Source organism: Stenotrophomonas sp. S4 (genome assembly GCF_054187805.2).
In genome coordinates this window covers 2,528,765-2,555,161 of the sequence record NZ_CM196188.1, presented here as the reverse complement: position 1 = coordinate 2,555,161, position 26,397 = coordinate 2,528,765, and the positions used below count along the sequence as shown (strand labels likewise).

Annotated in this window: 25 protein-coding genes; 15 read left to right on the top strand and 10 right to left on the bottom strand. The window is 68.4% G+C overall.

Annotated features, from left to right (window positions below; genetic code table 11):
- Window positions 1-51: 51 nt before the first annotated feature.
- Window positions 52-2,403: a GH92 family glycosyl hydrolase gene (locus ACUZUJ_RS11970; RefSeq protein ID WP_119006347.1), complete on the top strand. Its 2,352-nt coding sequence runs from the start codon at window positions 52-54 to the stop codon at window positions 2,401-2,403.
- Between the two features lie 129 nt (window positions 2,404-2,532).
- Here ACUZUJ_RS11970 and ACUZUJ_RS11965 read toward each other — a convergent pair whose 3' ends face one another.
- Entirely contained in the window at window positions 2,533-3,915 is a 1,383-nt protein-coding gene (locus ACUZUJ_RS11965) for a sensor histidine kinase (RefSeq protein WP_197587721.1), read from the bottom strand.
- Complete coding sequence (locus ACUZUJ_RS11960) at window positions 3,908-4,582, bottom strand: response regulator (RefSeq protein WP_049447311.1); 675 nt, start codon at window positions 4,580-4,582, stop codon at window positions 3,908-3,910. Before ACUZUJ_RS11960 ends, ACUZUJ_RS11965 begins: the two co-directional genes overlap by 8 nt.
- Window positions 4,583-4,644: 62 nt before the next feature.
- Between ACUZUJ_RS11960 and ACUZUJ_RS11955 the strand changes: the two genes are divergently transcribed.
- Genes ACUZUJ_RS11955 through ACUZUJ_RS11945 form a run of 3 tightly spaced genes read left to right on the top strand, consistent with a single transcriptional unit; the run spans window position 4,645 to window position 10,135 of the window.
- Window positions 4,645-5,892: a TolC family protein gene (locus ACUZUJ_RS11955; RefSeq protein ID WP_049447309.1), complete on the top strand. Its 1,248-nt coding sequence runs from the start codon at window positions 4,645-4,647 to the stop codon at window positions 5,890-5,892.
- Window positions 5,889-7,061, top strand: coding sequence for an efflux RND transporter periplasmic adaptor subunit (locus ACUZUJ_RS11950; RefSeq protein ID WP_049447307.1), 1,173 nt, complete (start codon window positions 5,889-5,891; stop codon window positions 7,059-7,061). Before ACUZUJ_RS11955 ends, ACUZUJ_RS11950 begins: the two co-directional genes overlap by 4 nt.
- Entirely contained in the window at window positions 7,058-10,135 is a 3,078-nt protein-coding gene (locus tag ACUZUJ_RS11945) for an efflux RND transporter permease subunit (RefSeq protein WP_510468043.1), read from the top strand. Before ACUZUJ_RS11950 ends, ACUZUJ_RS11945 begins: the two co-directional genes overlap by 4 nt.
- Before the next feature lie 113 nt (window positions 10,136-10,248).
- Here the strand turns inward: ACUZUJ_RS11945 and ACUZUJ_RS11940 are convergent, their stop codons facing one another.
- The gene (locus ACUZUJ_RS11940; protein WP_101765564.1) at window positions 10,249-10,992 is read right to left on the bottom strand and encodes an SDR family oxidoreductase; all 744 of its coding nucleotides are present in this window, start codon (window positions 10,990-10,992) and stop codon (window positions 10,249-10,251) included.
- Window positions 10,993-11,097: 105 nt separating this feature from the next.
- On the opposite strand from ACUZUJ_RS11940, the gene ACUZUJ_RS11935 reads away from it, so the two are divergent.
- Entirely contained in the window at window positions 11,098-12,039 is a 942-nt protein-coding gene (locus ACUZUJ_RS11935; RefSeq protein WP_101765563.1) for a LysR family transcriptional regulator, read from the top strand.
- A 19-nt stretch (window positions 12,040-12,058) separates the two neighbouring features.
- On the opposite strand, the gene ACUZUJ_RS11930 is transcribed toward ACUZUJ_RS11935, so the two are convergent.
- The 5 genes from ACUZUJ_RS11930 to dkgB form a co-directional block, all read right to left on the bottom strand.
- Entirely contained in the window at window positions 12,059-13,426 is a 1,368-nt protein-coding gene (locus ACUZUJ_RS11930) for a heavy metal sensor histidine kinase (protein WP_458220055.1), read from the bottom strand.
- Window positions 13,423-14,121 (bottom strand): heavy metal response regulator transcription factor, encoded by a 699-nt coding sequence (locus tag ACUZUJ_RS11925; protein ID WP_049444950.1) that lies wholly within the window; start codon window positions 14,119-14,121, stop codon window positions 13,423-13,425. Before ACUZUJ_RS11925 ends, ACUZUJ_RS11930 begins: the two co-directional genes overlap by 4 nt.
- A 45-nt stretch (window positions 14,122-14,166) precedes the next feature.
- Complete coding sequence (gene copD / locus ACUZUJ_RS11920) at window positions 14,167-15,051, bottom strand: copper homeostasis membrane protein CopD (protein WP_458220054.1); 885 nt, start codon at window positions 15,049-15,051, stop codon at window positions 14,167-14,169.
- Window positions 15,052-15,061: 10 nt separating this feature from the next.
- Entirely contained in the window at window positions 15,062-15,439 is a 378-nt protein-coding gene (copC, locus tag ACUZUJ_RS11915) for a copper homeostasis periplasmic binding protein CopC (protein WP_049444953.1), read from the bottom strand.
- A 126-nt stretch (window positions 15,440-15,565) separates the two neighbouring features.
- Entirely contained in the window at window positions 15,566-16,369 is an 804-nt protein-coding gene (gene dkgB, locus ACUZUJ_RS11910; protein WP_049444956.1) for a 2,5-didehydrogluconate reductase DkgB, read from the bottom strand.
- Window positions 16,370-16,487: 118 nt separating this feature from the next.
- On the opposite strand from dkgB, the gene ACUZUJ_RS11905 reads away from it, so the two are divergent.
- Complete coding sequence (locus tag ACUZUJ_RS11905) at window positions 16,488-17,390, top strand: LysR substrate-binding domain-containing protein (RefSeq protein ID WP_458220053.1); 903 nt, start codon at window positions 16,488-16,490, stop codon at window positions 17,388-17,390.
- Window positions 17,391-17,557: 167 nt separating this feature from the next.
- Here ACUZUJ_RS11905 and ACUZUJ_RS11900 read toward each other — a convergent pair whose 3' ends face one another.
- A complete protein-coding gene (locus ACUZUJ_RS11900; protein ID WP_119006339.1) occupies window positions 17,558-18,034 on the bottom strand; it encodes a MerC domain-containing protein in 477 nt (158 codons plus the stop codon).
- A 32-nt stretch (window positions 18,035-18,066) separates the two neighbouring features.
- Here ACUZUJ_RS11900 and ACUZUJ_RS11895 point away from each other — a divergent pair, with 32 nt between their 5' ends.
- The 8 genes from ACUZUJ_RS11895 to ACUZUJ_RS11860 all read left to right on the top strand — a co-directional run bounded on the left by ACUZUJ_RS11895 (window position 18,067) and on the right by ACUZUJ_RS11860 (window position 24,715).
- Window positions 18,067-18,600 (top strand): ZrgA family zinc uptake protein, encoded by a 534-nt coding sequence (locus tag ACUZUJ_RS11895; protein ID WP_458220052.1) that lies wholly within the window; start codon window positions 18,067-18,069, stop codon window positions 18,598-18,600.
- Entirely contained in the window at window positions 18,597-19,292 is a 696-nt protein-coding gene (locus ACUZUJ_RS11890; RefSeq protein ID WP_049444965.1) for an ATP-binding cassette domain-containing protein, read from the top strand. Before ACUZUJ_RS11895 ends, ACUZUJ_RS11890 begins: the two co-directional genes overlap by 4 nt.
- Window positions 19,285-20,538: an ABC transporter permease gene (locus tag ACUZUJ_RS11885; RefSeq protein ID WP_458220051.1), complete on the top strand. Its 1,254-nt coding sequence runs from the start codon at window positions 19,285-19,287 to the stop codon at window positions 20,536-20,538. The genes ACUZUJ_RS11890 and ACUZUJ_RS11885 overlap by 8 nt, the downstream gene beginning before the upstream one ends.
- A 2-nt stretch (window positions 20,539-20,540) precedes the next feature.
- Complete coding sequence (locus ACUZUJ_RS11880; protein WP_049444969.1) at window positions 20,541-21,092, top strand: DUF3299 domain-containing protein; 552 nt, start codon at window positions 20,541-20,543, stop codon at window positions 21,090-21,092.
- Window positions 21,082-21,723: a DUF3299 domain-containing protein gene (locus tag ACUZUJ_RS11875; protein ID WP_049444971.1), complete on the top strand. Its 642-nt coding sequence runs from the start codon at window positions 21,082-21,084 to the stop codon at window positions 21,721-21,723. The genes ACUZUJ_RS11880 and ACUZUJ_RS11875 overlap by 11 nt, the downstream gene beginning before the upstream one ends.
- Window positions 21,723-22,469, top strand: a complete 747-nt coding sequence (locus ACUZUJ_RS11870) for a hypothetical protein (RefSeq protein ID WP_119006337.1) — start codon at window positions 21,723-21,725, stop codon at window positions 22,467-22,469. The genes ACUZUJ_RS11875 and ACUZUJ_RS11870 overlap by 1 nt, the downstream gene beginning before the upstream one ends.
- A 151-nt stretch (window positions 22,470-22,620) precedes the next feature.
- Window positions 22,621-24,153, top strand: a complete 1,533-nt coding sequence (locus ACUZUJ_RS11865) for an MFS transporter (protein WP_458220050.1) — start codon at window positions 22,621-22,623, stop codon at window positions 24,151-24,153.
- A 4-nt stretch (window positions 24,154-24,157) separates the two neighbouring features.
- Entirely contained in the window at window positions 24,158-24,715 is a 558-nt protein-coding gene (locus ACUZUJ_RS11860; protein ID WP_458220049.1) for a TetR/AcrR family transcriptional regulator, read from the top strand.
- Between the two features lie 141 nt (window positions 24,716-24,856).
- Here the strand turns inward: ACUZUJ_RS11860 and ACUZUJ_RS11855 are convergent, their stop codons facing one another.
- On the bottom strand, window positions 24,857-25,738 hold the full coding sequence (locus tag ACUZUJ_RS11855) for an AraC family transcriptional regulator (protein WP_458220048.1): 882 nt from the start codon (window positions 25,736-25,738) through the stop codon (window positions 24,857-24,859).
- Window positions 25,739-25,844: 106 nt separating this feature from the next.
- Between ACUZUJ_RS11855 and ACUZUJ_RS11850 the strand changes: the two genes are divergently transcribed.
- Complete coding sequence (locus ACUZUJ_RS11850; RefSeq protein ID WP_049444982.1) at window positions 25,845-26,381, top strand: carboxymuconolactone decarboxylase family protein; 537 nt, start codon at window positions 25,845-25,847, stop codon at window positions 26,379-26,381.
- The last annotated feature ends 16 nt before the right edge of the window (window positions 26,382-26,397 follow it).

The following is a 26,397-nucleotide window of genomic DNA, read 5'->3' as shown; positions in this document are numbered from 1 at the left end:
CGGCGCCTGAGTCCCGGTGCTAGCATCCGGTCACCATCTGAATCGATCCAAATGCCGATGCCCACGCTGGACCGTCGTCTCCTGATCGCCTTCGCCGCTACCGCCATGCTTGCCTCCGGTGCCGCCCTGGCTGCCACACCGAACACCGCTGCCGAACGCGCCTATGCCGCGGTCGATCCCTTCATCGGCACCGGTGGAGAGGGCCATACCTACCCGGGCGCCACGGTACCGTTCGGCATGGTCCAGCTCAGCCCGGACACACGCATCCAGCCGCGCGAGAAGGCCTATGGCTGGGCAGCCGGCTACCGTTACGACGACAGCAGCATCGTCGGCTTCTCGCATACGCATTTTTCCGGCACCGGTCATTCGGACCTGGGCGACATCCTGCTGATGCCGTTCACCGGCAACCCCGGCCTGGAGCGCGGTGATCCGGAGAAGCCGCGCAGCGGCTATGCATCGCGCTTCCGCCACGCTGATGAGAAGGCCGAGCCGGGCTACTACGCGGTCACCCTGGATGACTACAAGGTGCGCGCCGAACTGACCACCAGTGCGCGCGTGGGCGTGCACCGCTATGCCTTCCCCAAGGGCACCGACGCCAAGGTGCTGCTGGACATGCGCACCAGCATGTACGACTACCCGGGCAAGGTGCTGTGGTCGCGGGTGCGGGTGCGCGCCGACGGTACGGTGACCGGCTTCCGCGAGACGCGCGGCTGGGCGCCGGGCCGCCAGCTGTATTTCGCGATGCGTTTCTCGCGGCCGCTTTCCGGGCACGAGCTGCACAACACCGAGCAGGACATCGTCTACAAGGGCTTCCCCCCGCCGGGTGAGAAGGATCCCGCGCAGCGTGCGCAGATCGAGGGCCGTCAGCTGGTCGGTACGTTCGCGTTCGGCAAGCTGGACGCACCACTGGTGGTCAAGGTGGCGATCTCGCCGGTCAGTGAAGCCGGTGCCATCGCCAACCTCGACGCGGAAGTGGCGGACTTCGATTTCGACCGCGTGCGTGCGCAGGCAAAGCAGGAATGGACGCAGGCGCTGTCGGTGCTCGATATCGATGCGCCGGAACACGCCCGGCGCAGCGCCTATACCGCGCTGTACCACACGATGCTGGGGCCGACGCTGTTCATGGATGCCGATGGCCAGTACCGCGGTTCGGACAACGCCGTGCACAAAGCCGATGGTTTCACGAACTATTCGACGTTCTCGCTGTGGGACACCTACCGTGCGCTGCATCCGCTGCTGACGCTTGTGCAGCCGGAGAAGCGCAACAGCGACTTCGTCAATTCGATGCTGGCCCACCATGAGCACAGCCCCTACGGCATGCTGCCGGTGTGGTCGTTCCATGGCCTGGAAGACTGGTGCATGATCGGCTACCACGCGGTGCCGGTGATCGCCGACGCCTACGTGAAGGGCATCCGCGGCTTCGACGCCGACAAGGCGCTGAAGGCAATGGTCGAGACCGCCAACTACGGTCCCTACGACGGCATCGCGCAGTACCGTGAGCTGGGCTACGTACCGATCGACGAGGAAGGCGAAGCGGCCAGCAAGACGCTGGAATACGCCTTTGATGACTGGACCATCGCACGCATGGCGCAGGCCATGGGCAAGACCGATATCGCGGCCACCTTCGACAAGCGCGCCGGCAACTGGCGCAACGCGTTCGACAAGGACACCGGCTTCATGCGTGCGCGCAAGCGTGATGGCAGTTTCCGCACGCCGTTCGATCCCAGCGCCAGTGGTTACGGCACCGACTACACCGAAGGCAATGCCTGGCAGTATTCGTGGTACGTGCCGCAGGACGTTGCCGGTCTGGCGGCAGCGCACGGTGGCAGCGACAAGCTGCTCGCGCGCCTGGACGAGGTGTTCAACGCCAAGGTGGACCCATCCATCTTCGAGCACATGGAAGACATCACCGGCCTGATCGGCTGGTATGCGCACGGCAACGAGCCCAGCCACCACGTGGCCTACCTGTATTCGTACGCGGGCCAGCCGTGGCGCACGCAGGCACGCCTGAAGCAGATCATGGACACCCAGTACGCCGACCGCCCCGATGGCCTGGCTGGCAATGATGACGTCGGCCAGATGTCGGCGTGGTATGTGTTCACCGCGCTGGGCTTCTACCCGGTGGCACCGGGTTCGGGCGAGTACATCCTGGGTCGTCCGTTCCTTCCGAAGACCGCGATGCGACTGCCGAACGGCAAGACGTTCACCATCGTGGCCGACGGGCTGGATGACAGGCACACCTACGTCGGCAGCGTGAGCCTCAACGGCAAGCCGCTGCAGCGCACCTTCCTGCGCCACGACGAGATCCTGGCCGGCGGCGAACTGCGCTTCAGCATGCAGGCTGAGCCCAACAAGGCGTGGCCCGGGCAGGGCGCGCAGGCGCCGTATTCGATGAGCCGGTGATGATGGGCAGCCCCGCATTGCCGCCGTCATTGCCCCGCACTTGGTAGGTGCCAACCTTGGTTGGCATCTACCGGAATCCGCCGGCCGTGGGGCCTTGGTAGGTGCCAACCTTGGTTGGCACGCCGGACGTCAGTGGGAACGAAACCGCAACCCGACCCGCGCGCCACCGATCGGCGCGCCATCAATCACCAGCACCGCACCATGCCGCTGCGCAATCTCGGCCACGATCGCCAGCCCCAGCCCGCAGCCGTCGCCCTCGCTGCTGGCCCGGTAGAAACGTTCCGTGACGCGCGCGCGCTCGGTCTCGGCAATGCCGGTGCCGTCATCGTCCACCCACACCTGCACGCCCTCGGCATCCTGCTGTAGCCCCAGGGTGATCACACCGGGCACGGCACCGTAGCGCAGCGCGTTGTCCAGCAGGTTGCCCAGTGCCTCGCGCAGCAGCTGTGGATCGCCCTGCATCTGCACGCCGTCGTCGGGTCCGTCGTAACCCAGGTCCACGCCCGCCGCCAACGCACGGTCGGCGTAGCGCTCGACCACATCGCGTGCCAGCGCGGCCAGGTCCAGCGGCTGCAGCGGCAGTGCGCTGCCATGCGGATCCTCGGAGCGGCTGAGCATCAGCAGCTGGTTGACCAGGTGCTGCAGCCGCGCCAGCCCGGCCAGCGTGCCGGACAGCGCCAGTTGCTGCGCCTGCGGATCATGCTGGCGCAATGAACTCTCCAGCTCCACCTGCATCGCGGCCAGCGGCGTGCGCAACTGGTGTGCGGCGTTGCTGACAAAGCGCCGTTGCGCGGCCTGCATCGCGTCCAGCCGTTGCAGCAGCGCGTTATAGGCTTCCACCGCTGGCCACAGCTCGCGCGGCGCCTCCTGCGCGGGCTCCAGAGGCGCCAGCGGGTCCGGGCGTGGGCTGGCCAACCGCCGCGCCACCTGGTTGGCATGGCGTGCGGCAGCGCCGGTACCGGACCAGGCCAACCATGCGGCCAGCGCCAGGATCGCGGCCTGGAACGGGATGCTGGTCAGCAGCAGCTTGCGTTCCAGGCGATGGCGCTTGCGCAGCGTTTCGGCCACGCGCAGCCGGATATCGTGGCCCGGCCCGGCACTGACCACCACTTCCACCATGCGCACGGCTTGCCCACGAAGGCGCGCATCGTAGTAGACGGCGTCGTCATCACCTGCAGGGCCGGCCGCAGGGCGTGGCAGCGCCTCAGGCAGGTCGCCATACAGTCGCCCGCCATCGGCATCCACCACCTCGCCGTGCACTTCGTCGGCGGTGTCCCAGGTGAACATGCGCGACACCGCCGGGGTGATCTCGATCGAGGCACGCCCGTCCTGCACCTTCACCAGCTCGGACAACGACATCGCCGAGTCCAGCAGCCAGCGGTCGTAGACCTGGCCGGCGTAGAAGCGCGCCAGCGCGAAGGAACCCACTGCGCTGCACAGCAGCAGTACCAGCAGCGGCAGCCACAGGCGGCGCAGCAGCAGGCCACGCAGGCTGTGCACGCGCTCAGTCACCGCCGGCCTCCAGCCGATAGCCCAGCCCACGCAGCATGCGGATGCCGACGCCGGCGCGCGCCTGTTCCAGCTTGCGGCGCAGGCGGCTGACATGCACTTCGATCACCGACAGGTTGGCCTCGTGATCCCAGCTGTACAGCGCGTCGAACAGGCGCTGCTTGGTGACGGTGCGGCCGGGGTGCTGCATCAGTGCCTCGACCAGCGACAGCTCGCGGGCGGTCAGTTCGATGCGCTGGCCGTCCACCTGCGCTTCATTGCGGATGCTGTCGAAGCACAGGCGGCCCAATCGCTTCTGCGCAGGTGCATCGCTGCGGCGGCGCGACAGTGCACGCAGGCGGGCTTCCAGCTCACCCAGTGCGAACGGCTTGGCCAGGTAATCATCGCCACCGCGGTCCAGGCCAAGAATGCGGTCCTCCACACCATCGCGTGCGGTCAGGATCAGCACCGGCAGGGTGACGCCTTCGTTGCGCAGGCGCGAGAGCAGGTCCAGGCCATCGACGTCGGGCAATGAAAGGTCGAGCACCATCACGTCATACGACGCGCTGGCCAGTGCAGCCGGCGCGTGCAGCCCACGCGAGAGGTGGTCGCACAGATGGCCGGCGCCCTGCAGGGCACGGATCAGTCCATCGGCCAGGGCGGCGTCGTCTTCGATCAGCAGGATTCGCATTGCAAGCTTCGTGCAAGGTTGGGGCAAGTTTGGCGCAAGTGCGTCACCTTACCGTGACGTGCATGAATTTCTCCCCTCGTCTTGCGGCCCTGCTGGCCGCCCTTTCGTGCGCGCCTGCGGCTTCGGCGCTGTCCCTGGCGGATGCGCAGCGTGCAATGGAAGCGCACAACCCGGACCTGCGCGCGGCGGCACTGGAGCTGCGCGGGGTGCAGGGCGATGCGCAGACAGCGGCACTGCGCCCGGCCACCGAGCTGTCGATCGGCACCAGCAAGATCAGCCCCAAGCACGGCATCGGCCCGGGGCGCTGGCAGGACAAGCGGGTGGACAGCACGCTGGGCCTGGGCTGGACCTGGGAGCGCGGCGGCAAGCGCGCATTGCGCATCCGCCAGGCGGACGCGCTGCTGGAAGTGGCCGGGCTGGACATGCTCGACACCCGGCGCCGCCAGCAGGTGGCACTGCATGAAGCCTATTTCGGCCTGAAGGGTGCGCAGGAGCGGGCGCAGATTGCCGACGCCAACCGCCAGAGTTCGGTCGAACAGATGGCGGCGGCCGACAAGCAGGTGGCCACCGGGGCGATGGCGCCGGTGGATCGCGCGCGGCTGGCGGTGGACGATCTGGCGGTGGCCGACGCGGCGCGCGAAGCGGCCCTGGATCTGCGCGACGCGCGGCATGCGCTGGGCCTGCTGCTCGGCAGCGATGACAGCCGCGACCTCAGCGCCGATGACCCCTGGCCGGATGCCAGCAGCGTGGCCGATGTGCGCGCGTTCGATCCGCAGCAGCGCGCCGACCTGCGTGCGGCGCGTTCGCGCCTGGCCGCCGCCGACGCGGGCGTGGCACTGGCGCGTAGCGAGCGCCATCGCGACATCCAGCTGGGCGTGGAGGCGGAGCGCGAGCCCACCGACATCAGCGGTGTCACCTGGGGTGTGTCGTTGACCATTCCACTGGGTGGCCCGTCGCGCGCACGCGGCGCGATCCAGCGTGCCGAGGCCGACCGCGACAGCGCCGCGCTGGAATTGCAGGTGCTGCAACGCGAAGCACGCGCCGAGCTGGACCAGCTGCAGGCCAGCGCGCAGTCCGCCGCACAGCGCCGCAGCGACTACGAGGGGCTGCAGTCCGACGCTGCACGCAAGGCGGTGGAGGGCATCGAACTGGCCTATCGCCGTGGCGCCGCCAGCCTGACCGATCTGCTCGACGCGCGCCGCAGTTGGCGCGATTTCGAGGCCGCGCTGATTGAGGCGCGTGCCGACCATGCCATTGCCCTGGCGCGCTGGGAAGCGGCCACATCCGTTGCTGAAGGAGAGTCCCGATGAAGTCCACCGTCGCCCATTGCCTGCGGGCACGACACGCCCTGCTGCCGGCCTTGCTGGCGCTGGCCCTGCTGGGCGGCTGCGGTCGCGAGCCGGCGTCCTATGCCGAGGACGCGCCCCAGGTCAGTGCCGGCCAGATCCAGTTTCCCGCCGACAGCCGCCAGCTAGACGTGCTGCGCAGCGAGGCGGTGACCGCCGGCGCCAGCGCCAGCCTGCAGCTGCCGGGCCGGGTGGTCTGGGACGAGACGCGCTCCAGCGCGCTGCGCACGCCGCTGGCGGGGCAGGTGGCGCGCATCGAGGCGCAGCCGGGGCAGAAAGTGAAGGCCGGCCAGGTGATCGCCTGGATCACCTCGCCCGAGTTCGGCCAGGCGCAGGCGGAGGGCGTGCGTGGCCGCGCCGAGCTGCAGCAGGCGCGCAAGGAGCTGGACCGTACCCGTGAACTGCATGCCGCGGGCGTGGCTTCCGGCCGTGAGCTGGATGAAGCCGAGGCCAACTTCGCGGGCAGCCAGGCCGATCATGCGCGCGCCACCGCCTTCGCCAGGGCCTATGGCAATGGCCAGCACGTCGACCAGCGCCTGCCGCTGCGCGCGCCCATCGATGGCGTGCTGGTGGAGCGGCGGATGAGCCCGGGCATGTCGGTCAGCCCCGACAGTGAACAACCATTGGCGGTGATCGGCGATCCGGACCGGCTGTGGGTGCTGCTGGACATCCCCGAAAGCCTGGCGGGACGGCTGAAGGCGGGCATGCAGGTGAGTGTGCCCGGTGCCGATGGACAGCCGTTGCAGGCGACCCTGCAGCACGTGGATGACTTCGTCGACAGCGAGCGCCGCGTGGTGCAGGCGCGCGCCGAGCTGGACAACCGTGCGCGTGGTTTCAAGGCAGGGCAATACGTGCGCGCCCAGGTGGTGTTGCCGGCCGAGGGCGGTGTCTCGCTGCCTGATGCCGCGGTGCTGCTGATCGATGGGAAGCAGGTGGTGTTCGTGGAGGAAGGCAAGGGCCGCTTCGTGCGCCATTCCGTGCACGCCGAGGAGCTGGGTGACGGCCGTCTGTGGGTGCGTGAGGGCCTGCCCGTGGGCAGCAGGGTGGTGGTCGAAGGGGGCCTGCTGCTGCAGCAGCTGGTTGACAGTGCGCCGGCAGCGGCCAGCACCGGCACGGGGCATGCGGCCCCATGATCGATCGCCTGATTGCCTATTGCCTGCGCCAGCCGCTGATGGTGATGCTGGCGCTGCTGTTGTTCATCGGCGCTGGCATCGCCGCGTTCCGCGTGCTGCCGGTGGAGGCCTTCCCGGACGTCTCCGACACCCAGGTGACGGTGGTATCGCTGCATCCGGGCCGCGCGGCCGAAGAGGTGGAACGCGAAGTGACGATGCCGCTGGAAGTGGCGCTGTCCGGCATTCCGCATTCGGTGCGGGTGTTCTCGCATACGCAGTTCGGCCTGTCGATGATCATCCTGACCTTCGACGACAAGGCTGATGACTATTTCGCGCGCCAGCAGGTGCTGGAGCGCCTGCAGGGCGTGGAGCTGCCGGAAGGGGTGAGCCCGGAGCTGGAGGCGATGAGTTCGGCGGTGGGCGAGATCTACCGCTACGTGCTCAAGGGCCCGCACATGACACCGACCCAGCTGCGCACCGTGCAGGAATGGACGATGGAGCGCAGCCTGCGCACCGTGCCGGGCGTGGCCGATGTGATCAGCTTCGGCGGCTTCGCGCGCACCTTCCAGGTCAAGCCGGACCTGGACAAGCTGCGTGATTGCGGGATCAGCCTCGGTGAGTTCGCCGAGGCGCTGGAAAAGGGCAGTTCCAACGCCGGCGGCGGCTATGTGGAGCGTGGCCAGCAGCAGTTCCTGATCCGCGGCGTGGGCCTGATGCGTTCGCCGGCCGACATCGGCAACGTGGTGGTGGCGCAGCGTGGTGGCACGCCGATCCTGGTGCGCGACCTGGCCAGCATCGCCGATACCGGCCTGCCACGGCAGGGCCTGGTCGGCCAGGACGACAATGACGATGCGGTGTTCGGCATGGTGCTGATGCGCAAGGGCGAGAATCCGTCCGACGTGCTCGACGCCCTGCATGCCCGCATTGCCGAGATCCAGGCGAACCAGCTACCGGCCGGGGTCAGCATCGAGCCGTTCTACAACCGCTCGTGGCTGGTGTCGACCACGCTGAAGACCGTCTTCCGCAATCTGCTGGAAGGCGCGGTGCTGGTGTTCCTGGTGCTGTGGCTGTTCCTGTACAACGCCCGCGCCGCGCTGATCGTGGCGGCGATGATGCCGCTGGCGCTGCTGTCGACCTTCCTCGGCCTGCACCTGTGGGGCGTGCCGGCCAACCTGCTGTCGTTGGGCGCGATGGACTTCGGCATCATCATCGATGGCGCGGTGATCGTGACCGAGCACATCGTCTCGCGATTGTCGAAGCTGCCACCCACGGCTGATCGGAAGACGCGGTTCTCGACCATTCTTTCTGCCGCATCGGAAGTGGGCCGGCCGACGTTCTTCTCGATGCTGATCATCATCGCCGCGCACATTCCGATCTTCACCCTGCAGCGCCAGGAAGGCCGCATGTTCGCGCCAATGGCGTACTCGGTGACCTCGGCGTTGATCGGTGCGTTGATCCTGGCGCTGACCGTGGTGCCGCTGTTCTGCTACTGGTGGCTGCGGCGTGACCGCATGCGCGACGGCAACCCGCTGATGGACCGCCTGACCGGCTGGTACCGGCCGATCCTGGAGCGCGCACTGGCGCGCCCGCGTGCGGTGGTGCTGACCGCGGTCGCGCTGCTGGTCGGCACGCTGGCACTGGGTACCCGCCTGGGCTCGGAGTTCCTGCCCGAGCTGGACGAAGGATCGATCTGGCTGACCGCCACGCTCGACCCGAGCACCAGCCTGGCCGAAGCGCAGCAGCAGTCGCGGCGCATCCGTGAGCTGGTCGGCACCTTCCCGCAGGTGTCGACGGTGGTGGCCAAGCTGGGGCGGCCGGAGGACGGCTCCGATGCCAAGGGCGCCAACCAGATCGAAGCGCTGGTGGCGTTGAAGCCGGAGAAGGAATGGCCGAAGGGTGTGGACAAGCGGCAGCTGGTCAGTGATCTGCAGCGCACGCTGGAGCAGCGCATTCCGGGGCCGGAGTTCTCGATCTCGCAGCCGGTGCGCGACAACATCCTGGAGAGCATCTCGCAGATCAAGGGTCAGGTGGTGATCAAGGTCAGTGGCTCGGATCTGGACGTGCTCAACCAGCACGCGCAGGCGATCCTGGGGCAGGTGCGTGGCGTGGAGGGCGTGGAGAGTGCCTTCATCGACCGCGACGGCTCCCTGCCGCAGCTGCAGATCGAGATCGACCGTGACCGCGCCGCGCGCTATGGCCTGAACGTGCGCGACATCGACGAGGTGATCGAGACCGCGCTGGGCGGGCGCCAGGTCGGCGAGCTGTGGGAGGGCGACCGCAAGTTCCCGATCACGCTGCGCCTGGACGATGCCGATCGTGACCTGCAGCGGCTGCGCACGGTGCCGGTGGGCATCGGCGATGGCCACACCGTGACGCTGTCCGACGTGGCCGACTTCCGCATGGCCAGCGGCGCGATCAACATTTCGCGCGAGAACGCACAGCGGGTGAAGGCGGTGAGCATCTTCATCGCCGGGCGTGACATGGGCAGCGTGGTGGCCGACATGCGCAAGCGGGTGGACGCCAGCGTGCAGCTGCCGGAAGGCTACCGGCTGGAGTGGTCCGGCGAGTTCGAGAACCAGCAGCGTGCGATGAAGCGGCTGGGCTGGGTGATTCCGCTGTCGGTGCTGATCATCTTCGTGTTGCTGTTCGATGCCTTCAAGGAGATCAGCAGCGCCGCACTGATCCTGGCCAACGTGCCCCTGGCGATGATCGGCGGCATCCTGGCCCTGTGGCTGACCGGCATTCCGCTGTCGGTGTCGGCGGCCATCGGCTTCATTGCATTGTTCGGGCAGGCGGTGCTGAACGGCGTGGTGATGCTCAGTCGCTTCGCGCAGCTGCGCGAGCAGGGCATGGACCTGCTGCAGTCGGTGGTGCAGGGCTCGCTGCAGCGCCTGCGTACGGTGCTGATGACCGCGCTGCTGGCGATGTTCGGCCTGCTGCCGATGGCGACCTCGCACGCGATCGGTGCCGAGACCCAGAAGCCGTTGGCGGTGGTGGTGATCGGCGGCCTGCTGTCGGCGATGCTGCTGACCCTGCTGGTGTTGCCGACGCTGTACTACTGGGTGCACCGCCGCCGCGAGGCGCGCGCCGGATGATCGGCACGGTAGATCCACGCCATGCGCGGATGCGACCCGGCCGCCAGGCATGGCCCGGTAGGTGCCCACCTTGGTGGGCACGCGGCGACGCGCCCACCAAGGTGGGCGACCACCTACACCATCCCGCCATTGGCGCGCAGCACCTGGCCATTGATCCACCGGCCATCGGCACCGGTCAGGAAGGCCACCGCGCCGGCGATGTCCTCCGGCGTACCCAGCCGTTCCAGGGGATTCATCTTCGCCAACCGCTCGATCAGCTCGGGTGACTTGCCCTCCAGGAACAGGTCGGTGGCCGTCGGGCCCGGTGCCACTGCATTGACGGTGATGTTGCGCCCACGCAGTTCCTTGCTGAGGATCGCGCCCATCGTTTCCACTGCAGCCTTGCTGGCGGCATACACGCTGTAGTTCTCCAGCCGGATGCCGACCACGCTGGTCGACAGGCTGATCAGGCGGCCGCCGTCGCGCACCCGTCGCGCACTTTCGCGCAGCACGTTGAAGGCGCCCTTCAGGTTGATCCCGATCACCCGTTCGAACAGGGCATCGTCGCTGTCGGCCAGCGGCGCCAGCTGCAGCACGCCGGCACTGTTGACCACCACGTCGATGCCGCCGAAACGGGCCTCGATGGCGTCGAACAGCTGGCGCACCGCCTGCGGGTCGGCCACATCGGCCTGCAGGGCAAGGGCCTGCGCACCGGCGGCGTTGAGCTCGGCGGCCAATGCCTCGGCATCATCGCGGCGACCGGCATAGTTGATCACCACCGCATGGCCGTCGGCGGCGAGTCGGCGCGAAATGGCGGCACCGATGCCGCGGGAGCCGCCGGTGACCAGGGCAACGGAGCGGGTGGAGGAGAGGGTCATGGTGGCGTCCAGCAGGCACGCCGGAATGGCGCAGGGCCATCTTCGTCATCTTTTCCGCCCGGATAATCATGCATAATCCGCCAACATCATCCGGGTAGCCGAATAATGGACCGTTTCACGGCCATGCGCGCCTTCGTCCGTATCGTCGAGCGCCGCAGCTTCACCCGTGCCTGCGAGGACCTGGGCCTGCCACGGGCCACGGTGACCGACGCGATCAAGGCGCTGGAGCATCGGCTGGGCGTGCGCCTGCTTCACCGGACCACACGGCTGGTGGTGCCCACCCTGGAAGGCGAGGCGTTCTATGGGCGTTGCCTGCGCCTGATCGCCGACATGGACGATGCCGAGGCCGCGTTCCGTGACGTGCCGCCGCGTGGCCCGCTGCGCATTGAAGTGCATGGCACGCTGGGCCGGCACCTGCTGTTTCCGCACCTGCCGGACTTCCTGCAGCGCTACCCGGAGATCGAACTGGAGGTCAGCGAGGGCGATCGCTACGTGGATCTGTTGCGCGAAGGCGTGGATGTGGCGCTGCGTGTCGGCACGCTGGCTGACAGCGATCTGGCGGCGCGGCGGTTGACGCTGCTGCGCGAAGTCACCGTGGCTTCGCCAGATTACGTGCAGGCATATGGCATGCCCGGGACCATCGAATCGCTGGAGCAAGGTCACCGGATGGTCGGCTACCGCTCCAGTGCCACCGGCCAACTGATTCCGCTGGAGTTCCAGCAGGGCGCGCAGGTGCGCCATGTGCCGCTGCCGGTGAGCGTGCGTGTTTCCGGTGCGGATGCCTTCCTGGGTGCAGCGCTCGCGGGGCTGGGCATCATCCAGGCGCCACGCTACCGGATGGACCCGTACATCGGAAGCGGGCAGCTGGTGGAGCTGTTGCCGGACTCGCCGCCGACACCGAGCCCGTTGAGCCTGGTCTACCCGCGCAACCGCACGCCTTCGCCGCGGCTGCGGGTGTTCATCGACTGGGTGGCCGGGGTGTTCGACCCGGCCGGGGTTGCCGGCCAGCGGCCGGCACTACCGAACAGGGGCGTGCGCGCTGGGTAGTGCCGGCCGCTGGCCGGCATTACCGGGCTGATGCGCTAGGCAGCACCAGCTCGAACACGGTGCCGGCTTCATCGGAGGTCACGCTTACCGTTCCGCCATGCGCCTGTGCGATCGCGCGGGTGATTGCCAGGCCCAGTCCGGCGCCCTCGTGGCGGCCGCGCTCGCCGCGGTAGAAGCGATCGAACAGGCGCGGCAGTGCTTCTTCGGCAATCGGCGCGCCGATGTTGTGCACGCTGATCCTGCACAGGTCGCCGTCCTCGACCAGACGCACCCGCACGTCGCTGCCCAACGCCGCGTGCTTCAACGCGTTCGACAGCAGGTTGGCGATCGCCCGGTGCAGCATCAGCCGGTTGCCTTCGACGCGTGCGGTGCCTTCGCGATGCAGGGTCAACTGCCGGTCTTCGGCCAGCAGGTCATAGAACTCCAACAGCGAATCCACCACTACGTCCAGCGCCACCGGCTCGCGCGAAGGCAGCGCGCCGGGCGCCTCGGCCTGCGCCAGGTACAGCAGGTCACCCACGGTCTGCGCCAGCTGCTGCAGCTCCTCGGCACAGGACACCAGCGTCTCGCGATAGGCCTCGTTGCTGCGCGGGTGCGCCAGCACCACCTGCACCTGGGTCAGCATGTTGGTGATCGGCGTGCGCAGTTCATGGGCCAGGTCACCGGAGAACCCGGTCAGCCGCGCGAAGTCCTGCTGCAACCGTGCCAGCATGCCGTTGAGCGTCTGCGCCAGCTGTTCCAGTTCGGTCGGGGCACTGCGCGCACTCAGCCGGCGCTGCAGGCGGCCAGCGGTGATCTGCCGGGCTTCATCGGCCAGCGTGCGCAGCGGCCGCAACGTTCGCCGCACCACATAGCCACCGAGCAGGCTGCTGGCCACGGCGGCACCGATGATCGCGATCGCCAACAGGTGGCGGAAGCGCTGCAGGAAATCGGCATGGCGGTCGTCGTCGATGGCCAGCAGGGTCACCAGCTGGCTGCCATCGGCCAGGGTCAGGCGCAGGTGCAGGGCATGCATGCAGCGGCCATCGGCCAGGATCCAGTCGTGCCGCCGTGGCGCAGCGTCGACCGGCTGGCTGCGCGCATGCTCGCGCAGCAGTGCCGGGGCGGTGGAGAACAGCACCGCACCGCTCCCATCAGCAATGTGGAAGGCGATATCCGGATGGTGGCCCAGCGCCTCTGCCAAGCGCTGCCCGCGCGCGGATACAGGCCCGTTGCCGGCGAGGTCACGGATCAGCGCGACCTTGTTTTCCAGTTCGATGAAATCCTGGGCGACCAGGTCGTGGCGGGCGCTGACATAGATCGCCACGCCCAGCACGGCCAGCACCAGCGTGGCGACGGTGGCGAACAGCAGCGTCAGCCGTACCGCGATGGAGCGGCGCAGGTTCATCCGCTGTGGGCTCCGCCGTCGTCCGGCGCCTCCAGCACGTAGCCCATGCCACGCACGGTGACGATCAGCCTGGCGTCGAAGCCATCGTCGATCTTGGCGCGCAGGCGGCGGATCGCCACGTCGATCACGTTGGTGTCGCTGTCGAAGTTCATGTCCCACACCTGCGAGGCGATCAACGAGCGCGGCAGCACCTCGCCGCGGCGTCGCGCCAGCAGTTCCAGCAGGGTGTACTCCTTCGGACTGAGGGTGATGCGCTGCCCAGCGCGTTCGACCCGGCGGCGCAGGGTGTCCACCACCAGATCGGCGATGACGATGCGCTCGGCCTGCGGCAGCGCCTGGCCCCGACGCAGCAGGGTACGCACGCGCGCCAGCAGCTCGGCGAAGGCGAACGGCTTGCCCAGATAGTCGTCGGCGCCCAGCTCCAGGCCCTGCACGCGGTCGGCAATGCTGCTGCGCGCGGTGAGGAACAGCACCGGCACCTGCCAGCCGGCTTCGCGCAGCCGCGACAGCACGTTCCAGCCATCCAGGCCGGGCAGCATCACGTCGAGGATGACCAGCTGGTACTCGCCGCTGCCGGCCAGATGCAGTCCATCGACGCCGTTGCAGGCGAGATCGACCACGTAGCCGGCTTCGATCAGGCCCTGGCGCAGGTAATTGCCGGTCTTAGGTTCGTCTTCGACGATCAGCAGTTTCATGATGCGCCCATCATCGCAGCTTGCGTGCAGGCCGGCTGCGCAGGCTCATGTCAGGGGATCCAATGTGCCGAGTACCGCCACGCAGGCCAGCACCAGCAGCGCCAGCACCGACTCGCAGGCCAGGCTGTGGCGCAGCGAGCGCAGCGGCCGCGGTTGCCAGCCGCCGCGGATGGAGGTGGCCAGCGCCGGCACCAGCCGCCAGCGATGCAGTGCCGCCAGCCCCAGCATGCCGCCCACCAGCGCCAGCTTGATCAGCAACCATCGTCCATGCGCGGTGCCGGTCAGGGTCTGCAGGGAGCCGCCGAGATCGACATAGGTATAGGTGCCGGTCATCGCCAGCGTGGCGACGATGATCGTGCCGGGCAGGGCGAAGCGGTGCGCGGCCTGCCACAGTTCATGGGTGCGTTCGCGCAGGCGCAGGCCCTGCGGACGCAGCGCCAGCTGCAGGATGGCGGCGATTGCGCCGACCCAAGCACCGGCGGCCAGCAGATGCACGACGCCGGCCACCAGTCGCAAGGTACCGGCGAACCCATCGCCCGCAGCGGCATGCCCATTCCAGGACAGGCTGGCCAGGGCCGTGCCGGAAAGCACCAGCAGGGCTACACGGCGCAGGCCCCGCAGCGGCGCGGCGAATGCCAGCAGCGGCAGCATCGCCAGTAGCGCCAGGAGGCGCAGCAGGCCCGCTTCACCCACCGGCGTACCGGTAAGGAACCAGCGCGCCATGTCGAGGTCGATGTCGGCCGGCGACAGACCGAGCACGCTGGACAACCGGGTCACGGCATCGGTGACCCCCACCAGCAACGCGATCAGGACGAGTGCCAACAGGATGGGACGGGGCAGCGCAGGCCGGGCGAACAGGATCCGCCCGAACAGCAGCATCAGCACCAGGTACAACGCCAGCCGCAGCGCGTACGGCGAGAGCTCGGCCACGACCGCCGCCCTACTTCACGGTGAAGCGGTAGCTGCCGGTGATCGGATGGCTGTCCTGGCCGACCGCGCGCCACTGCAGTGCGTAACTGCCTGCCGGCAGCGGCTTGGCGAAGCGGGCACGCAGGGTGTGCCCGTCTTCGGAGATGTCCTGCGCGGTGGTGGGCATGGCCATCTTCATGCGGCCATGGTCCATGCTCAGTTCGATGCGGGTGGCGCGCGGCATCACCTTTTCACTGAACTGCAGCTCGATCTGGCTGGCCGGAGCCACGCTGGCGTCGGCGGCCGGCGTCGAGCGCACCAGGCTGGGATGGGCCAGGGCCAGCGGTGCAACCGCGAGGCTGGACAGCAGAAGGATGAGCGACGCGGGGCGGAACAGGGAACGGGTCATGCGCAGGCACCGGCAGGGAAGTGGCCCTCAGGGTGGAGGGCGGCGCCTTTCGCTGCCCTGACCCGTACATTACCGATCTGTCATGTTGGCCAGCGCGTCGCATGCCGATACGGGGTCACGCGCCGCTCAGTCCCAGGCCGGTGCCAGGCCCGGCGGATCGACTTCGCGGCCGTTGCGCTCAAGCGCAGCGATCGCGGCCATGTCATCGGCATCCAGGCGCAGGTCCTGGGCGAGCAGGTTGCTGGCCAGGTTCTCGCGCTTGGTCGACGACGGAATGACCGAGTAACCGCGCTGCAGCGCCCACGCCAGCGCGACCTGGGCCACGGTGGCGTGGTGCTTGTCGGCGATGGCGGCCAGCACCGGGTCCTTCAGCACCTTGCCGTAGGCCAGGGTCATGTAGGAGGTGACGGCGATGCCCTGGTCCTGCAGGAAAGCGGTCAGCGCCGGGTTCTGCAGGTAGGGGCTCAGTTCGATCTGGTTGGTGGTGATCTCGCCGGCGCCGACCACCTCGATGGCCTGCCGGGTCAGCGCAATGTTGAAGTTGGACACACCGATCTGGCGGGTCAGGCCCAGCTGCTTGGCTTCGGCCAGCGCGGTCATGTACTCGCGCAGTTCAACGCCATTGCCCGGCGCCGGCCAGTGGATCAGCAGCAGGTCCACATGATCGGTGCGCAGCTTGGCCAGGCTGTCGCGCAGGCTCGGGATCAGTTTGTCGGCGGCGTAATTGTCCACCCAGATCTTGGTGGTCAGGAACAGCTGGTCGCGCGGCACGCCGGATTCGGCGATGGCCTGGCCGACCTCGGCTTCGTTGCCGTAGATCTGCGCGGTGTCGATCGCACGGTAGCCGACCTCGAGGGCGTTGCGTACCGAGTCGATGACGGTCTGGCCGGTCAGGCGGAAAGTGCCGACGCCAAAGGAAGGAACGCTCATGGTGGACTCCAGGGACTTCGTTGAGAGCCGGTGGGCTCGGGACAGGGCGAAGTGTGGGCGCTTTACATTTGTTGATTAAGCTGTGTATACGGGAAATGCTTTTGCGCCGAGGTAAACAATGAAAACCACCCTGGATGAGCTGAAGGCCTTCGTTGCGGTGGTCGACAGTGGCTCGATCACCGCAGCGGCCGAAGGGCTGGAGCTGACCATCTCGGCCACCAGCCGCACCCTGGCGCGGCTGGAGGACAAGCTGCAGACCACGCTGCTGCGGCGGACCACGCGGCGGCTGGAACTGACCGAGGAAGGTGCAGCGTTCCTGGAGTACGCGCGCACGATCCTGGCCACGGTCGACGAGGCCGAGGAGCAGATGGCTGCGCGACACCTGCAACCGGTCGGGCGCCTGCGCGTGGACGCGGCCACGCCGTTCATGCTGCACGTGATCGTGCCGCTGCTGGAAGGCTTCCGCGCGCGCTACCCGCAGGTGGAGCTGGAGCTGAATTCCAATGAGGGCATCACCGACCTGATCGAGAAACGCACCGACGTGGCGTTCCGCATCGGCGTGCTGCGCGATTCCACCCTGCATGCACGGCCGATCGGCCACAGCCGCATCCGCGTGGTGGTCAGCCCCGAGTACCTGCGCCGGCACGGCACGCCGACGCGCGTGGAGCAGCTGCGCACGCATGACCTGCTCGGCTTCACCCAGCCCAGTTCATTGAACGAGTGGCCGCTGCTCGATGACGATGGTGGGCCGTTCGTGATCGAGCCGGCAATCGCTTCGTCCAGCGGCGAGACGCTGCGGCAGATGGCGGTGGCCGGGCTGGGCATCGCCTGCCTGTCCGATTTCCTGACCCGACAGGACAGGCGTGAGGGCCGACTGGTGCAACTGCTCGCCAGGCAGACGCAGGATGTGCGGCAGCCGATCAACGCGGTGTACTACCGCAACACCGCGCTGGCTGCGCGCATTACCTGCTTCGTCGACCACGTGACGCAGACGCTCGGCCAGCGTCCGTTTGACGAATAAGGCGGCGTAGAGCCGGCCGCTGGCCGGCTGCCGGGTCTCTGGGGCTGCCGGCCAGCGGCCGGCACTACCAGCTGTGTATCACCTGATGCGTGGCCCATGCATGGAGGGGGTAGAGCCGGCCGCTGGCCGGCTGCCGGGATCCCGCAGCTGCCGGCCAGCGGCCGGCACTACCGGCGGTTGTGCAGCGCGCGCCGGTTGCCGATGTGTGCGCACGCCAGCAGCACGCCACCGCTGGCCGTCGCCACGCCGTGCCAGAGCAGCGATTCCTTCAACGGCAGGTACAGCGAGGCGGACAACAACAGGATGGCGCCGGCGCAGGCCAACTGCAGGGATCGCCAGTGACCATGCCGGTGCACCCCGGCCGTGGTACTGGCCAATGCCAGCGATGAGGCCAGCAGCGCGAACAGCCATTCCCAGCGCGACATCACCAGCAGCACCGTCATCGCGCCATGGCCGGGGTGCTGGAACGAACGCAGCGCCATCATCGCCGCCGGCACGAAGGCGAGCAGCAGGGGCAGGGCGATGCAGTGGGCGGCGCAGGCCAGGGACAGCCAGGCGCCGGCCAGATCAACGCGGGGATGCCAGCGTGCCGAAGTTGGCGGCTGGGCCAGGGCCCTTGCGGGCGTCGTGGGGATGTGGTCCATAATGTTACATAGTAACAATTGGAGCCTCCCCCATGAAGTGTTCTGCTGCTCTTTTCCTGCTGCTGGCTGCCAGCGCCGCACAGGCCCATGATGTCCGCCAGCTGGGTGCGCACGTACACGGCCAGGCCACCGTTGATCTTGCGCTCGACCAGCAGACGCTGGAATTCGCCCTGCAGGCACCCGGTATCGGCATCCTTGATCTCGAACGGCCGCCGGTCAATGCGACCGAGCAGGCGGCATTGGCGCGTGCGGTTGCGCTGCTGAAGGACGGTCGCTGGGTCACCCTGCCCACCGCTGCGGACTGCCGCCTTTCCAGCAGCGATGCCAAGGCGGAAGGTTTCGATGCGACGGCCACGCCGCCGCCGGCAGGACAGCATCGGCATGCGGGATTCAGCGCAACGCTGCAGTACCACTGCGCCAAGCCGGCCGAGCTGCGGGCCATCGTCGTGCGCCTGCCTGCGCTGTTCCCGGGCCTGCACGAGGTGATCGTCAACAGCGCAACCCCCCATGGCCAGAGCCGCAGCGTGCTGACCCCGGGCAACCTGCGCGTGGTGCTGGCACCGTGAGCATGCGACCGGTGATTGCGCTGGATGATGTGCAGTTCGGCTATGGCCGGCGGCTGGTGCTGGACGTGCCGCGGCTGTGGATCGAGCAGGGCAGCAGTGTGCTGCTGCGCGGGATCAGTGGCGGTGGCAAGAGCACACTGCTGGGGCTGCTGGCGGGGGTGCTACTGCCCGGCAGGGGCAGCGTCGAGGTCGCCGGCCACGGGCTGCAGGCAATGCGCGGGGCCGCACGGGATCGGTTCCGTGCCGATCATCTGGGCGTGATCTTCCAGCAGTTCAACCTGCTGCCGTTCCTCAGCGTGCGCGACAACATTGCGCTGGGCCTGCGCTTCTCGCGCCTGCGTAGCGAACGCATCAGTGGTTCGGTGGATGCCGAGATCGTGCGCCTGCTGCGCGCCCTGCAGCTGGATCCGGCGCTGATGCAGCGGCGCGCGGGTACGCTCAGTGTTGGCCAGCAACAACGCGTGGCGGCAGCACGCGCCCTGATCGGTCGGCCGGCGTTGCTGCTGGCCGATGAGCCCACCTCAGCGCTCGACCGCGAAGCGGCGACCGCCTTCCTGCAGCTGATGTCCGCGCAATGCCAGGCGGCCGGCACCACGGTGCTGGTGGTCAGCCATGACGACAGCCTGCAACCGCTGTTCGATCGCACGATTGCCCTGTCCGAGATCAACCAGGCAGGTGCCGGCCATGCTTGAACTCGCCTGGGCCAGCCTGCGCAGCCGCGCGTTGAGCGTGGGCCTGACCGTACTGGTCATCACCCTCAGCGTGGTGTTGTTGCTGGGTGTCGAACGCGTGCGCACGCAGGCGCACGAGGGGTTCGCCAGCACCGTGTCGGGCACCGACCTGATCGTGGGCGCGCGTTCGGGGCCGGTGAACCTGCTGCTGTACTCGGTGTTCCATATCGGTGACCCGACCAACAACGTGTCCTGGCAGTCCTACCAGGCGCTGTCCGCGATGCCGCAGGTGAAGTGGGCGGTGCCGCTGTCGCTGGGGGATTCCTGGCGCGGCTACCGCGTGGTCGGCACCAGCGGCGGCTACTTCGAGCACTACCGCTACGGCGCAGGGCATGCGCTGGCGTTTGCGCAGGGGCGGGCATTCGACGACCTGTACGACGCGGTGATCGGTGCCGAGGTGGCACGCGCGCAGAAGGTCGGTCTCGGCGATGAGATCGTGCTCGCCCATGGCACCGGTGCGGTCACGCTCGCCACGCATGCCGACAAGCCGTTCCGGGTCTCCGGCATCCTGCAGCGCACCGGCACGCCGGTCGATTCGTCACTGCTGGTCTCGCTGCCGGCCATCGAGGCTATCCACGTCGACTGGCGCTCGGGCGTGCAGCTGCGCAGCCAGAGCGTCAGTGCCGAGCAGGCGCGCCACCTCGACCTGACCCCGACCAGCATCACCGCGTTCATGCTCGGCCTGAACTCGCGCATCGCCACCTTCTGGGTGCAGCGCAGGATCAATGAGTATCCCGAGGAGGCGATGCTGGCCATCCTGCCCGGCGTGACGCTGCAGCAGCTGTGGCAGTCGCTGGGCACGGCCGAGCGCGCCCTGCAGCTGATCAGCGCGATGGTGGTGCTGCTGGGCATGGTCTCGCTGGTGGCGTTGCTGGTATCGACACTGCAGGAGCGGCGGCGCGAGATGGCGATCCTGCGTGCGACCGGCGCACGGCCGGGTTACATCGCCGGCCTGCTGGTGGTGGAAGCGGTGGCGACCAGTGCCGTGGCCTGCGTGCTGGCGTTGGCGCTGCTGGTGGCCGCCAGCATTGCCGGGCGTGGCTGGGCGCTGGCGACCTTCGGTCTGTCGATCACCCATGTGTGGCCGGATGGCCGCGAACTGGCGTGGGTGGCGGGCGTGCTGGCGATCAGCACGGCGGCCGGGCTGGTGCCGGCGTTGCTGGCCTACCGGCGCACGCTGGCCGATGGCCTGTCACCGGGAGGCTGAGCATGCGCTGGTTGCTGTCGCTGCCGATGGTGCTGGCACTGGCCGCCTGCGAGCGGCCGGTGGATACCGGTGTGCAGGCCTTGCCGCCATCGCCGCTGGTTGAACGCGAGCGCCCCGCAGACGCCACGGAGCAGGAGCTGGATTGGCTGCAGATGATGCCGAAGGATGAGCTGGCCGCGCTGGAGCGGGGCGGGGGCCCGGAGGTGGAGCACAACGGCAACCGGCGTATGCCGCAGTTCGGCACGTTCCGCACCGTGGATACGGTGCTACAACGTCCGGTGCGCCTGCCCGGCTACGTGGTACCACTGGCCAACGCGCAGGACGGGCGCCTGACCGAATTCCTGTTCGTGCCGTACTACGGCGCCTGCATCCACGTGCCGCCACCGCCGCCGAACCAGATCGTGCACGTGGTGCTGCCGCGCCCGATCGCGATGCCGGACATGTACTCGCCGTTCTTCCTGGCCGGCACCCTGCGCGCCGAACGGCTGGATGACGAGCTGGCCGGCTCGGCCTACACCATGCGCGATGCGGAGCTGAGGCCGTATGAACCGTAATGTCCTGATGGGAGTGGCGTGCTGCCTGGGCTTGCTGGGGTGCACGCAGGCAGGCGGGAACGCGACGACCGTCACTGCTGCACCGGCCCCCGCGCCGGCACAGCCCGTCGCGGCTGGGCCCGTCGCGGCTGAAGCACCCATCGACCGTTGGGACGCGCTGCGGCCCGATGAGGTGACCTATCAGCGCCCGCCACCGCAGATCGGCCTGTCACGCAATGGCATGGAGGGGGTGGGCGGGCTGATCGACGACACCGGCTCCGGCACGCCGCCGGGTCAGGAGATCGACCATTCCAGCCCGGACCGCGCCAAGCAGTTCGGCTCCTCGCGCGTCGTCGACGCCGTCGACGGTCGCGCGGTGGATCTGGATGGCTACGTGGTACCGCTTGGCACCAACGATGCAGGCCTGGTCGATGAACTGCTGTTCGTGCCGTTCTACGGTGCGTGCATCCACGTGCCGCCGCCGCCACCGAACCAGATCATCCACGTGACCCTGGCCACGCCGATCGCACTGGGTGACCTGTGGGATCCGTACCGGTTGGCCGGTCGCCTGCAAGTGAAGCGCTTCGATGCGGACATTGCCAGCGCGTCCTACGATGCCGCAGCGGCAACGCTGACGGCGATCCACAACTGATGCGTGCGCGCTGGACCATCGTTGCAGCAGCCTTGCTGGTGGCGGTTGCGCTGCTGGTGTGGTGGCAGCGGCAGGCTGCACCCATCGCGCCACCCGCCATCGCATTTCCGCCGCCTTCGTCCGGTGCCAGCCAGCGCATCGAACAACGTCTCGGCGAAGACCATGCCTTTCGCAACGACGTGCTGTTCCTGCTTGCGGCGACCCTGCGCGACCGCTGCCAGCCGGCGCAGGCGGGACTGCTGGCGCGCATGGCCAATCGTGCATCGCTGCCGGTGCTGGCGGCGGTCAGTGCGGTGACCCAGCAGGATCCATCACTGGACCGGCCGATCTACCAGTACATCCAGCATCGGGCGGACGCGACGCCGTGTGGCCAGCCGCTGCAGATGCCGTTGGCCGGTGGGCGCAGCATGGCCGTGGACATCGAGCAGTACGCGCGCACTTTCCCGGACAGCTATTTCGACCCGCAGCGCAGCAGCGAGCCGCGGGATTTCGGCGGACTGTCGCTGCAGCAACGCGCAGGGAATTCCTGCAACAGCGTGGTGTATTCGGTGTTGCCGCTGGGCGGCAGCGATTGGCGGTGCAGCAGCCTGCGCGCCAATGCCCGCGCACGGGTGCGTGGGCTGTGCGAGGACGAACTGCGGCGCCAGCATGGGGGAACGGGCGGGGAACTGGACATGGCCGTGGGGCAGGGCATGCAGGGCGCGGTGGTGTCGGCGATTGCCGCGCTGCCGGACGACTGCCGATAAGCGTTTACCAGTAGAGCCAGGCCATGCCTGGCTGGCGGTTCAGCCAAGCAGGTCCGGCTCTACAAACGCTGAACCGGTGGATCCTGAAGGTCATAACTATACAGGACATCCTGTATAGTTATGGCCGTACTCCACCCCATCAGGTTCTCCCATGGCTTTGTCCCAGCCCCTGGCCGGTGCTCCGGCCCTGTCGCGTGCCCGTCGCTGGGCGCTGTTGTTCACCGTCGCCGCTGGTCTGTTGCTGGTCACGCTCGACAACTCCGTGCTCTACACCGCACTGCCCACCCTGACCGAGGAACTCTCGGCCAGTGCCGGGCAGGCGTTGTGGATCATCAACGCCTACCCGCTGGTGATGGCCGGCCTGCTGCTCGGTGCCGGCACGCTGGGCGACCGCATCGGCCACCGCCGCATTTTCCTGATCGGCCTGGTGGTGTTCGGCCTCGCCTCGCTGGCAGCGGCATTCGCCGACAGCGCCGCGCAGCTGATCGCTGCCCGTGCGTTACTGGCAGTTGGTGCGGCGGCGATGATGCCGGCCACGCTGGCCCTGATCGGCCTGAGCTTCCACGAAGAGCGCGAGCGCAACATCGCCATCGCGATCTGGGGTTCGGTGGCGATCGTCGGTGCGGGTCTCGGCCCGATCATCGGTGGCTGGCTGCTGCAGCACTTCTGGTGGGGTTCGGTGTTCCTGATCAACGTACCGGTGGTGGTGGTGGCCTTCGTCGCTACGCTGCTATTGGCGCCGGAAGGCCAGCGCGACACGTCGCGCCCCTGGGACATGGTGTCCTCGCTGCTGGCGCTGGCCGCACTGTCCGGCCTGGTGCTGGCGATCAAGTCGCTGATCGCTACGCCGCCGTCGTATGCCCTGGGTGCGGGCGCGCTGCTGTTGGCGGTTATTGCGGGTGCGGCGTTCGCGCGCCGCCAGCAGCAGCTGCCGTACCCGCTGCTGGACTTCGCGATCTTCCGCAATCCGGCGTTCCTGGCCGGCACGCTGTCGGCGGTGTTCACCCTGTTTGCCATGGCTGGCCTGCAGCTGGTCACCACCCAGCGCTTCCAGCTGGTGGCGGGCTTCACCCCGCTGCAGGCGGGTCTGCTTGTGTCGGTGGCGGCGCTGGGCAGCCTGCCGAGTGCGCTGCTGGGCGGTAGCATCCTGCACCGTGTCGGCCTGCGCCCGCTGATCTGCGGCGGCCTGGCCGCAGGTGCGCTGGGTGTCGGCGTGGTGGCGTTCGGTTTCCCGCACGGCCTGGGCTGGGTGGTGGCTGGCATGGCGATCACCGGGTTCGGCATGGGCTCGGCCATCTCGGTGGCGTCCACCGCCATCCTCAACAACGTACCGGCGCACCGTGCGGGCATGGCCTCGTCGGTGGAAGAGGTGTCGTACGAATTCGGTGGCCTGCTGGCGGTGGCGATGCTGGGCAGCTTGAGCGCGGCGATGTATGGCGCCTTCCTGCCGGCCTCGGCCGACATGCCCGAGCTTGCCCGCGAAGGCTTCACCCAGGCGCTGCACGTGGCACGCGAAAGCGGGCAGGGCGAGTGGTTCGCGCTGGCTGCGGCCGCGTATGACCGCGGCTACCAGATCGTGCTGCTGGTGATCACGGTGATGCTGGCGCTGGGCGCGACGATCATCGCGCGCCTGCTGCGTGGCCGCGTCGGCAGCCGCGAGGGCGCGGCCGATCGCGTAAAATGACGCGATGAGAACCAGCAAGCGCGACCGCATCCTCGACGCCGCCGTCAACGTGATCAATCGTGACGGCGTGCGTGCGGTGACCTTCGAGTCGGTGGCGGCCGAGGCCAAGCTGACCCGTGGCGGCCTGCTGTACCACTTCCCGTCGCGCGAGGCACTGCTGCGCGGCATCGACGAGCACCTGGTGCAGGCCTGGGAGACGTCGATGGAATCGCTGCTGGGCAAGCGTGCGGAGGAAGCGTCGGCGCTGGAGCGCTACCAGACCTTCGTGCGCGTCTCGGCGCAGAGCGCCACCCGCGCCGAGCTGATGTTCATGCTCGAATCGGCCGACCCGGACGCCGATGAGCGCCCGTGGGGCCCGGCGGTACGGCGCTGGGCGCCGTTGCCGCCGTCGACCGGGCAGAATGACCCGGCCGCGCTCGACAATTTCGTGGCACGGCTGGCTGCCGATGGTCTCTGGATCTACGAGGCGATGTACGAAGGCCAGCTGGATGAAAGCGTGCGCGCCCAAGTGGCCGAACGCATCGCCGGGCTGCTGGCGAAGCCCGATGGAACGTCCAGCTGAGCCGTCGACCGACGCGCGGACATCGCTCTTGGTAGCGCCGACCGCTGGTCGGCTGTCTTGTAGCGTCGAGCCTTGCTCGACTGCCTTCCGGTCACGCCACAGAATCCCGCGCTCCGCGCGATAGTCGACCAGCGGTCGACTCTACCCGACCTGTGCTGCGGTCGCTGCCAACCACGCCCGTGGCGAAGCCCCCAACCGCTTCCGGAACGCCTTCGACAACGACGCGGTATCGGCAAACCCCACCTCGATCGCCACCTGCTTGACCGCCACGCCCGCCCGCAGCTGCGCGCAGGCCAGGCTCAGCCGCCAGTCGAGCAGATAGCTGGCCGGCGTCGCCTGCATCACGTCCTTGAACACGGCCGCGAACGCGCTGCGTGACATGCCGGCGGTCGCGGCCATCCGTGGCAGCGACCATTCGTCGTGCGGCGCCTGGTGCATCGCCACCAGCGTGCGTGCCAGCCGCGCGTCGGACAGCCCACGCATCAGCCCATGGCTGACGCCAGCGGCATCCGGGTGATCGACCACCCAGCGCAGGATCTGGATCAGCGCCACCTCGAACAGGCGGTTGGTCAGCAGCCGTGACCCGCAGCGCTGGCGGTCGGCCTCGGTGAACAGCAGGTGCAGGGTGTCGTCCAGTTCGGTGATCGCGGCCAGCGGCACCACCATCACCGGTGGCAGCGACTGCACGATCGGATTGCGCGCGCCGCCATCGAAGTCCAGCGTTGCGCAGGTGAAATCCGGGCCATCCAGCGGCGCATTGAAGAACACATGGTGCAGCGGTTGCGGGTACAGCAGCAGGCTGGGTGCGTCGATCTTCAACCGGGGCAGCGCGATATCGCCATCGGGATGGCGGACCTCCATTTCACCCCGGCGCAGGATGTGCAGGAACGCACGACCAGGCTGTGGCTCGAAGGCATGGCGCCCGCATAGCGGACCGCTGTGGAACAGCGCGGCCTGCACCCGGAAGCGTTCCAGCAGGGAGGATAGGCGGTCGGGTGGAGAGCTGTCGGCGGGCATGCTCATGGACGGTTGGAGAACATATGAGGCGTATTGAGCCTGATGCGTCCATTGAGTCTACCTAGGATGAGCGGGTCGTCCAATCCCGGGCGCTTTCCCAAGGAGATCCACCATGTCCCGTGTCCCCCTGATCGATGCCGCCAACACCACCGCCGACCGCCAGGCCCTGCTGGGCCAGGTCCACGCCGCGTTCGGCGCCACCCCGGCCATGTTCCGCGCCGTGGCCAACTCGCCGGCCGCCCTGCAGAGCATGTGGGGTTCGTTCGGCGCGCTGGGCGGCGGTCGCCTGTCGCCGCTGCTGGGCGAGCAGATCGCCGTGGCCATCGCCAACCGCAATGCCTGCGAGTACTGCCTCGCGGCGCACACGGCATTGGGCCGCAAGGCCGGCGCCAGCAGCGAGCAGATGGCCGCCGCGCAGATCGGCCAGTCCAGCGATCCGGCCACGTCGGCGGCGCTCGACTTTGCGCTGAAGGTGGTCGAGGAGCGTGCGCAGATCGCCGACGGCGACGTGCAGGCGCTGCGTGCGGCGGGCTTCGATGATGAGCAGATCGTGGAGATCCTCGCGCATGTGGCGCTCAACCTGTTCACCAACTACGTCAACGTCGCGTTCGACGTTCCGGTGGACTTCCCGAAGGTGGCCCTGCGCTGAGGTGTATCAGGCCGGG

What these genes read in the sequence shown, in the direction of transcription:
- ACUZUJ_RS11870 (WP_119006337.1), top strand. Translation starts at nt 21,723, where the DNA reads ATGCGTGCGCGCTGGACCATCGTTGCAGCAGCCTTGCTGGTGGCGGTT.
- ACUZUJ_RS11925 (WP_049444950.1), bottom strand. Translation starts at nt 14,121, where the DNA reads ATGAAACTGCTGATCGTCGAAGACGAACCTAAGACCGGCAATTACCTG.
- ACUZUJ_RS11875 (WP_049444971.1), top strand. Translation starts at nt 21,082, where the DNA reads ATGAACCGTAATGTCCTGATGGGAGTGGCGTGCTGCCTGGGCTTGCTG.
- ACUZUJ_RS11895 (WP_458220052.1), top strand. Translation starts at nt 18,067, where the DNA reads ATGAAGTGTTCTGCTGCTCTTTTCCTGCTGCTGGCTGCCAGCGCCGCA.
- ACUZUJ_RS11940 (WP_101765564.1), bottom strand. Translation starts at nt 10,992, where the DNA reads ATGACCCTCTCCTCCACCCGCTCCGTTGCCCTGGTCACCGGCGGCTCC.
- ACUZUJ_RS11885 (WP_458220051.1), top strand. Translation starts at nt 19,285, where the DNA reads ATGCTTGAACTCGCCTGGGCCAGCCTGCGCAGCCGCGCGTTGAGCGTG.
- ACUZUJ_RS11960 (WP_049447311.1), bottom strand. Translation starts at nt 4,582, where the DNA reads ATGCGAATCCTGCTGATCGAAGACGACGCCGCCCTGGCCGATGGACTG.
- ACUZUJ_RS11935 (WP_101765563.1), top strand. Translation starts at nt 11,098, where the DNA reads ATGGACCGTTTCACGGCCATGCGCGCCTTCGTCCGTATCGTCGAGCGC.
- ACUZUJ_RS11905 (WP_458220053.1), top strand. Translation starts at nt 16,488, where the DNA reads ATGAAAACCACCCTGGATGAGCTGAAGGCCTTCGTTGCGGTGGTCGAC.
- ACUZUJ_RS11850 (WP_049444982.1), top strand. Translation starts at nt 25,845, where the DNA reads ATGTCCCGTGTCCCCCTGATCGATGCCGCCAACACCACCGCCGACCGC.
- ACUZUJ_RS11950 (WP_049447307.1), top strand. Translation starts at nt 5,889, where the DNA reads ATGAAGTCCACCGTCGCCCATTGCCTGCGGGCACGACACGCCCTGCTG.
- ACUZUJ_RS11970 (WP_119006347.1), top strand. Translation starts at nt 52, where the DNA reads ATGCCGATGCCCACGCTGGACCGTCGTCTCCTGATCGCCTTCGCCGCT.
- ACUZUJ_RS11860 (WP_458220049.1), top strand. Translation starts at nt 24,158, where the DNA reads ATGAGAACCAGCAAGCGCGACCGCATCCTCGACGCCGCCGTCAACGTG.
- ACUZUJ_RS11945 (WP_510468043.1), top strand. Translation starts at nt 7,058, where the DNA reads ATGATCGATCGCCTGATTGCCTATTGCCTGCGCCAGCCGCTGATGGTG.
- ACUZUJ_RS11930 (WP_458220055.1), bottom strand. Translation starts at nt 13,426, where the DNA reads ATGAACCTGCGCCGCTCCATCGCGGTACGGCTGACGCTGCTGTTCGCC.
- copC (WP_049444953.1), bottom strand. Translation starts at nt 15,439, where the DNA reads ATGACCCGTTCCCTGTTCCGCCCCGCGTCGCTCATCCTTCTGCTGTCC.
- ACUZUJ_RS11855 (WP_458220048.1), bottom strand. Translation starts at nt 25,738, where the DNA reads ATGAGCATGCCCGCCGACAGCTCTCCACCCGACCGCCTATCCTCCCTG.
- dkgB (WP_049444956.1), bottom strand. Translation starts at nt 16,369, where the DNA reads ATGAGCGTTCCTTCCTTTGGCGTCGGCACTTTCCGCCTGACCGGCCAG.
- ACUZUJ_RS11900 (WP_119006339.1), bottom strand. Translation starts at nt 18,034, where the DNA reads ATGGACCACATCCCCACGACGCCCGCAAGGGCCCTGGCCCAGCCGCCA.
- ACUZUJ_RS11865 (WP_458220050.1), top strand. Translation starts at nt 22,621, where the DNA reads ATGGCTTTGTCCCAGCCCCTGGCCGGTGCTCCGGCCCTGTCGCGTGCC.
- ACUZUJ_RS11880 (WP_049444969.1), top strand. Translation starts at nt 20,541, where the DNA reads ATGCGCTGGTTGCTGTCGCTGCCGATGGTGCTGGCACTGGCCGCCTGC.
- ACUZUJ_RS11955 (WP_049447309.1), top strand. Translation starts at nt 4,645, where the DNA reads ATGAATTTCTCCCCTCGTCTTGCGGCCCTGCTGGCCGCCCTTTCGTGC.